The sequence below is a fragment of the Micromonospora orduensis genome (assembly GCF_006228125.1).
Lineage (GTDB): Bacteria > Actinomycetota > Actinomycetes > Mycobacteriales > Micromonosporaceae > Micromonospora > Micromonospora orduensis.
Window position 1 is genome coordinate 1 of the sequence record NZ_VDFY01000056.1, and the last position, 5,964, is coordinate 5,964.

The following is a 5,964-nucleotide window of genomic DNA, read 5'->3' on the forward strand; positions in this document are numbered from 1 at the left end:
GCCCCGGGCGGCGCGGGCCGCCCGGCGGACCGCCTCGGCGGCGGCTACGCCGGGCGAGGACGCCGGGGCCGCCGGCTCGGCGGCGCCCACGCCGGACGCGTCACTCCAGCTGTCCCACGCCTGCGCGGGTGAGGCGACCTCGACGCCCTGCACCACCGTGACGAAACCGGCGGTACGCGACAGGGTGTGCCGGGCCGCGTTGAGGTAGAGCAGCTTCGCCCCCGCGCCCAGCTCACCGGTCGACGGGGCGAACGGCGCCGCGAACGAGCCGAGCAGCGCCGCGCCGACACTGCCCAGCGTGGTGGCCTCGTCGGTGGCCGGCGGGTCGAAACGCACCAGGTCGCCGGGCTTGAGGTCGGGGCGGCCCTTGAGGGTGAGCGTCCACGCCCGACGGCGCGGCGGGGCGGTGCCACCGGTCTCGGTGGCCGCGTACGGATCGCTGTCCTGGCTGCCGTTCTCGGTGCACTCCAGCAGGCCGGTGGCGAGGGTGAGCGGCTTCGGCTCCCCCTCGGGGTACGGGATGGGCCGCCTGCCGACGTGCACGGTGCCGTCGCGGATCAGCAGCATCCCCCGCCCGTACGCGTTGAGTGACTGCTGCAAGGCGCCACCGAGACGCTCCAGCGCGGCGCGGTAGAGCAGCCCGGCGCCGAAGGCGACCCGCTCGTCGCCGGCCGCCTCGGTGGCGCCGGAGGTCATCGTGCCGTCCGGGTTGGCGCCCCAGCCGGTCACGTCGACCCGGGTCCGTTCGGCGATGGCCCGGATCGCGGCGGTGAAGGTCGCCGCCTCGAACCGTTCGGCGACCCGCTGCCCGAGCCGGGCGTACGCCTGCTCGACGAGGGTCAGTTCGGTGTCGTACGTCCGTTCACCGGTGAGCCGGCGCACCTTGGTCACCCGCAGCACGGCGACCAGCGCCTGGGTCAGCTCGGCCGCGCTCGGGCCGGCGTTGACGCCGACCAGGTTGGTGAAGAAAGCCCCGACGGAGGTGTTGGCGTCCCGCCAATACAGGTGCAGTTTCGCCACCAGCGGCGGTTGCCCCTCGGCGGTGCGCAGCGCCGCGAAGTGCTCGTCGATCAGCCCCTGCACGGTGATCGTGTAGGCCCCCGGGCCGAGTCCGTCGGGAAGCGCCGCGTCGATTGCCGCGTAGTAGTCGGCGCTGGACAGGGTGAGCGCGGCGTCGGGGCTGAGCCCGGTCGGGGTCTCCCGGTGGAACGTCACGGTCCAGCCGGCGTCGTTGCCGACCGCGCCCTGGCGGACCTGGCCGCTCTGGAACGGCGTGAGCGTCATCGCAGCACCCTCCGCATCTTCTTGTCGAGCAGGTAGCGGTAGCGCAGCTTGCCGGGGCCCAGCTCGGATTCGACGCGCTGCGCGGGTGGCCGGCGACGCCAGACGAACTCGTTGATCGGCGGTGGTCCGAAGTGGTCCACCGCGCGGTCGGCCCGCCGCCAGGCCAGCGTCACCGACGAGCCGTAGTCGCCGGAGCCGCGTACCGTCCCGGCGTGCAGCAGCCAGGCGAGCACCAGCAGCTCCACGGCGACCGGGGTGGCTCCGGTGGTGTCGACGGGCGTGCCGCCGTCGGGGCAGACCCGGCGCAGACCGGCGGCGAGCGGCACCGAGCCGAGGATCCGGGTGCCCTGGCGGACGACGAGGCGCAGCGGCACCCGTCCGACAAGCGCCGGGGACAGGGGTGTGGCCGGCGGCGCGGGTCGCGGCGCCAGGTCGTCGGCGGAGGTGCTGACCACCGCGAGGGGGTCGGTGTCGAGCCACTGCCGGGCCAGTCCGGTGGGCAGGATCAGCACCGCGTGCACGCCGGCGCCCAACTCGACGCGGTGTGGCAGGCCGGCGGTGAGGCTCTGCCGGACCTCGGTGAACCCGTCGGGCACCTCGACGGGCGTCTCCGGCAGCAGGTAGCGGTCGATCGGGAACTGTGGCATCAGTTGCCCAACCCGTCGGCGAGCGCGCCGACTCCGATGCTGGCCACGTCGAGCAGCTTGCCGAGCAGGCTGGGACGGGGCACGTGGACGAGGGTGATTGTGGTGTCCAGGACGTCGCGGCGGGCGGCCGAGGCGTTGAAGGTCAGCGACTGCACCTGCATGTCGGTGCGGATGGTCATCGACGTGACGAGGATCAGCCCGCCGAACTTCCCCCCGGAGTACGCCGCGAGGGCGGTGCCGCGTTTGCTCGCCTCGGCCATCGTCTCCAGGGCGAACTTCCAGGCGTACCGTTCGGCGCCGACGAGCACCCCGGTCAGGGTGATGGTGTCGTCGTGGGTGGCCACGATGGCCTTGTGCGCGGTGGAGCCGATCGGCGGCAGGTGGTAGGTCTGCGCGAGGGAGATGGCGGTGACCGCCCAGAGTGGGATCGGCAGCACCCCGTCGCTGATGATCGCCGACGGGACCGTGCCGTACCGCATGAAGCTGCTGGTGATGGCCATGCTCAGCGCCCTCCGGTGGGTGGCAGCGGCACCGGCGTACCGGTGGGTTCGACGGCCAGGCCCAGGTCGCGCAGCGCCTGGGTGATCTCGCGGACCTCGCCGGCGGCGCTGGTGACCCGCAGCCGCAGCCGCCGCTCTTCGAGCGCTCGGCTGATCCGCGCGGGCCGGCTGGACGCCGAGCCGCGGCGGTTGATCCGGTCGATCTCGGCGGCGGCGTCCTCCATCCGGGAGATCGCGTCGAGGATCCGCGGGTCGGGGGTGAAGCCGGGGTCGTCGCGGTGCAGCCGGGCGATGGCGTCGCGGAAGTCGGCGGCGTCGCGGCGCAGGTTGGTGACCAGGTTCTCGGTGAGCGCGCTGACTCCGCTGACGCTCGTCGCGCGGTGCGACTTGTCGTCGAGCAGCCACACCCAGCCGTCGTGGCCGATGCCGACGAGGTCGGTGCCGGCGACCTTCACGTTGGCGTCCGGTCCCTTGAGGAACAGCTCGATGCTGCTCAGCGAGAACGCGGCGCTGTACTCGCCGAGCACACCCCGGCCGTAGGTGACCATGTCGTGGCGAAGGTAGGCGCGGAAGCCGGGGCCGTCGTCGGCGCGGCCGCCCCGGTCGCGGAAGCGCCGCCACAGGGTCGCCAGGGCCTCCGGGTTGTGCACGGCGAGCTGCTGGGTGAGCCAGACGTCGCCGCTGGACACCACGGCCCGCAGGTCCGGGTCGGCGATCCGCGCGACAGCCTCGGCCAGTCGCGCCTCGCTCATCTGCAGGCCGCGCGAGCGGGCCTTGCCGAGATCATCGACGGCGGCCCGCAGCCGGGCCAGCTCGTCCGGGGTGAGCCGGCCGCCGAGGCGGGTCTCCAGGTCCGCGACGGCCGCCCGTTTGCCGGTCCCGGACTCGGCGGCCACCGCATGCCACAGCGCGGTCGGTTCCAGCGCGGCGGCACGGCGCAGCGCGTCCTGCCGGTCCGCAGGCATGGCCTGGAACGCGGCGCCGACGACGTCGGTGGGCTCCACGTGCCGGCCGCCCGCGCCGCCGCCGGCGGCGTCGAACTCGCGCAGCAGCGAGTCGGCGTACGCGGCGGAGTCGTCGGCCAGCCGCAACGGCGCGTCCCCGACGATGCCGTCGCGCGGTCGGCTCAACTCGCGCATCTCGGTGCTGAGCTGGTCGAAGTGCTCGCCGAGGGTCGCCACCCGTACCCCCTCGGGCAGGGTGCCGCCTTCGAGCACGTGGTCGAGGATGGCGGCGATGTTGTCGCGCAGCACGGCGATGCGTTCCAGCCGGTTGATCGCGTTGTTCAGGTGCAGGTCGGCGACGTCGTCGATCATGCGCCGAACGAGGTGTTCCAGGAGTCGCCGGGAGCGCACCTCGCCGGCCTCGCTGTGCGCGGCGACGGTCCGCACGAAGCGGCGCAGCCGCGGGTTGGCGTCGGCGGCAGCGTGCACCGCCGCGGCGTCGAGGAACCGGCCGGCGCGGAACCGGCGGGGCCCGGTCACGGCCGCACCACCGGGACGCGCGGACCGGCGGCGGCGCCACCGGGTTGCGAGTCGAGCACCATGAGAATGAACCGGGCGCCCTCCGGGCCGCCTACCGCGCCGCTGAGCATCGCCTCGCGTTCCACGTACGCCAGCACCGGCTCCATCAGCTTCTGCACCACCCGTTCCAGCACCTCGTTGAGCAGGATCTCGGTGAGGAACGCCTGGAGCAGGTCACGGGATGCGGCTTCGACGATCTGCCGGGTGACCCGGCGCACCACGTACCCCCGGGCGGCGCGCAGCCCGGCGCGGACACCGAAGCGCAGGGCGACCCGGCCGCCGCGCACGGCCGCGCCGCCGATGGTGCCGGCCTCCGGGATCAGCGACAGGGCCATCCCGAGGTACGCGGCGAACAGCTCGACCTCGACCTCGGTGCGGGTGAGCACCAACTCCGGGTCGAGCATCGAGGAGTAGAGGCGCTCGCGCTGGTGGGCGTGTGCCACGTCGACGGCGGCGACGGCCACCCCGACCACGAAGCCCAGCGGCGGGCAGAGGATGGACAGCGCGATGATCCCCACCATGATCCCGAACGCGGTCAGCGCCTCGCGGCCCAGCTCGGTGCTGAACAGGTCGTCGACACCTGTGGCGTAGTACAGGTTGCCGCCGAAGAACTCGCCGATCTGCTGGTGGGTGACCAGGTGGATGCCCTGTAGGGCGAAGCGTCCCCGGGGGATGGTGGCCGACGGGATGTGCTCGCTGATCCGGCTGGACCGGAACGCGAACACCGCGTCGGTGCGGGCGCGGCCGAGCATCTCGGTGTTGTGGCGCCGCATGTCCTGCAGGACCCGCCACAGCTCGTCACGGATGGCGGACCGCTCGCCGGCGAAGCGGGCCAGCACGTCGGGCACGTCGGTGATCTGTTTGACCAGCGGGTCGATGCCCTCGGCTTCGCCGCGTTGGATGACGAGCGCCTGTTCGATCTCGGCGAGGGTCCAGAGCACCCCGTGCGAGTCGCGGATCCGCGTGGTGCCGTCGCGTTCGACGATCTCACCGGCCGCGCCGGGGCTGGTCAGGGCGGCCTCGGCGGCGAGGAACGCGCTGGAGATGGCGCGGGCCGCGCCGTACCAGGCGGTGGCCGGGTTGGCCGCGCTGACCGTGGCGACGGTGCCTCCGCCGAGGTCGGTGTGCTGCTGGGTCCACCGGGCGGCCTCGTGGCGGCGCAGCCGCTCCCGCGACCCCTGAAGCTCCGCGTAGTCGGTGAGCTGGGAGACGATGAGCCGCTCGAAGATCGGCGCGTACCTGTCGAAGTTGGCGATCCGCGCGTCGATGCCGGTACGCGAGGTGAGCAGCAGCTGCACCAGCATGGCCTGGCTGCCGACCATGAAAAGCTGCCCCACCGCCCCCTTGACGGCCGGGCTGAACGCCTGGACGAAGTGCAGGTTCCAGGAGGCGGACGTGTCGATCCAGCCACCCTGGATCCGGGCGAAGTGCTCGGGCTGGCTGTAGCGGCCCATGACCAGTTGGGCGAGGCGGTCCAGGCGGGGCACCACACCGGCCAGGTGGCGCAGGAACTGCACGGCGGGTGAGGCGACCGGCCGGAAGTCCAGCGGGCCGAGCCCGCCGCTGCCCTCCGGGACGGGACGGGTGAACGCCTCGCGCTCGGCCGAGCCGACCAGCACGCTGATCGCCGCGGCGCGGCCGCGCAGCATGGCGGCGGCCTGGAGGCAGAAGTTCGCCGGGTAGCGGCACGGCTCGCCCATCTGCAACCGGAACGCGATGTCGTCCATGAGGCGGCGCAGCTCGTCGCCGTCCGGGCCGAGGGCGGCCAGCTCCGGTTCCCCGTTGAAGGGGGCGCAGGCGCGCGGCTCGGAGTGTTGGCCGGCGACGGCGGGAAACCGGCGACCCTCGACGCCGGGTGGGGCGCTGGGGCTGCTCGGGTCGAAGACGAACCCGCCGCGACGGGCGCCGCCGCTGCCGTCGCCGGTGCCGCCGGCACCGCCCCCCGGGCCGGTGCCGGCGCCGAGACCGCCGGCGCCGGACCCACTGCCGCCGCCGGTGCCGGTGCCGGAC

General features: G+C 73.9%; 5 protein-coding genes. All 5 read right to left on the bottom strand.

Annotation, left to right across the window (positions count from 1 at the left end):
- Nucleotides 1-1,284, bottom strand: a 1,284-nt coding sequence (locus FHG89_RS00730) for a hypothetical protein (protein ID WP_139581951.1), incomplete at its 3' end; no start/stop codon positions are given.
- Nucleotides 1,281-1,931, bottom strand: coding sequence for a hypothetical protein (locus FHG89_RS00735; RefSeq protein WP_139581952.1), 651 nt, complete (start codon nucleotides 1,929-1,931; stop codon nucleotides 1,281-1,283). The genes FHG89_RS00730 and FHG89_RS00735, both read right to left, overlap by 4 nt.
- Entirely contained in the window at nucleotides 1,931-2,431 is a 501-nt protein-coding gene (locus FHG89_RS00740) for a hypothetical protein (protein WP_053659787.1), read from the bottom strand. Before FHG89_RS00740 ends, FHG89_RS00735 begins: the two co-directional genes overlap by 1 nt.
- Before the next feature lie 2 nt (nucleotides 2,432-2,433).
- On the bottom strand, nucleotides 2,434-3,915 hold the full coding sequence (locus FHG89_RS00745; RefSeq protein ID WP_139581953.1) for a hypothetical protein: 1,482 nt from the start codon (nucleotides 3,913-3,915) through the stop codon (nucleotides 2,434-2,436).
- The coding region (locus tag FHG89_RS00750) for a hypothetical protein (protein ID WP_208760819.1) at nucleotides 3,912-5,964 on the bottom strand (2,053 nt) is incomplete at its 5' end. The genes FHG89_RS00750 and FHG89_RS00745, both read right to left, overlap by 4 nt.

Coding starts and splice junctions, on each gene's coding strand:
- FHG89_RS00740 (WP_053659787.1), bottom strand. CDS start 2,431: ATGGCCATCACCAGCAGCTTCATGCGGTACGGCACGGTCCCGTCGGCG.
- FHG89_RS00735 (WP_139581952.1), bottom strand. CDS start 1,931: ATGCCACAGTTCCCGATCGACCGCTACCTGCTGCCGGAGACGCCCGTC.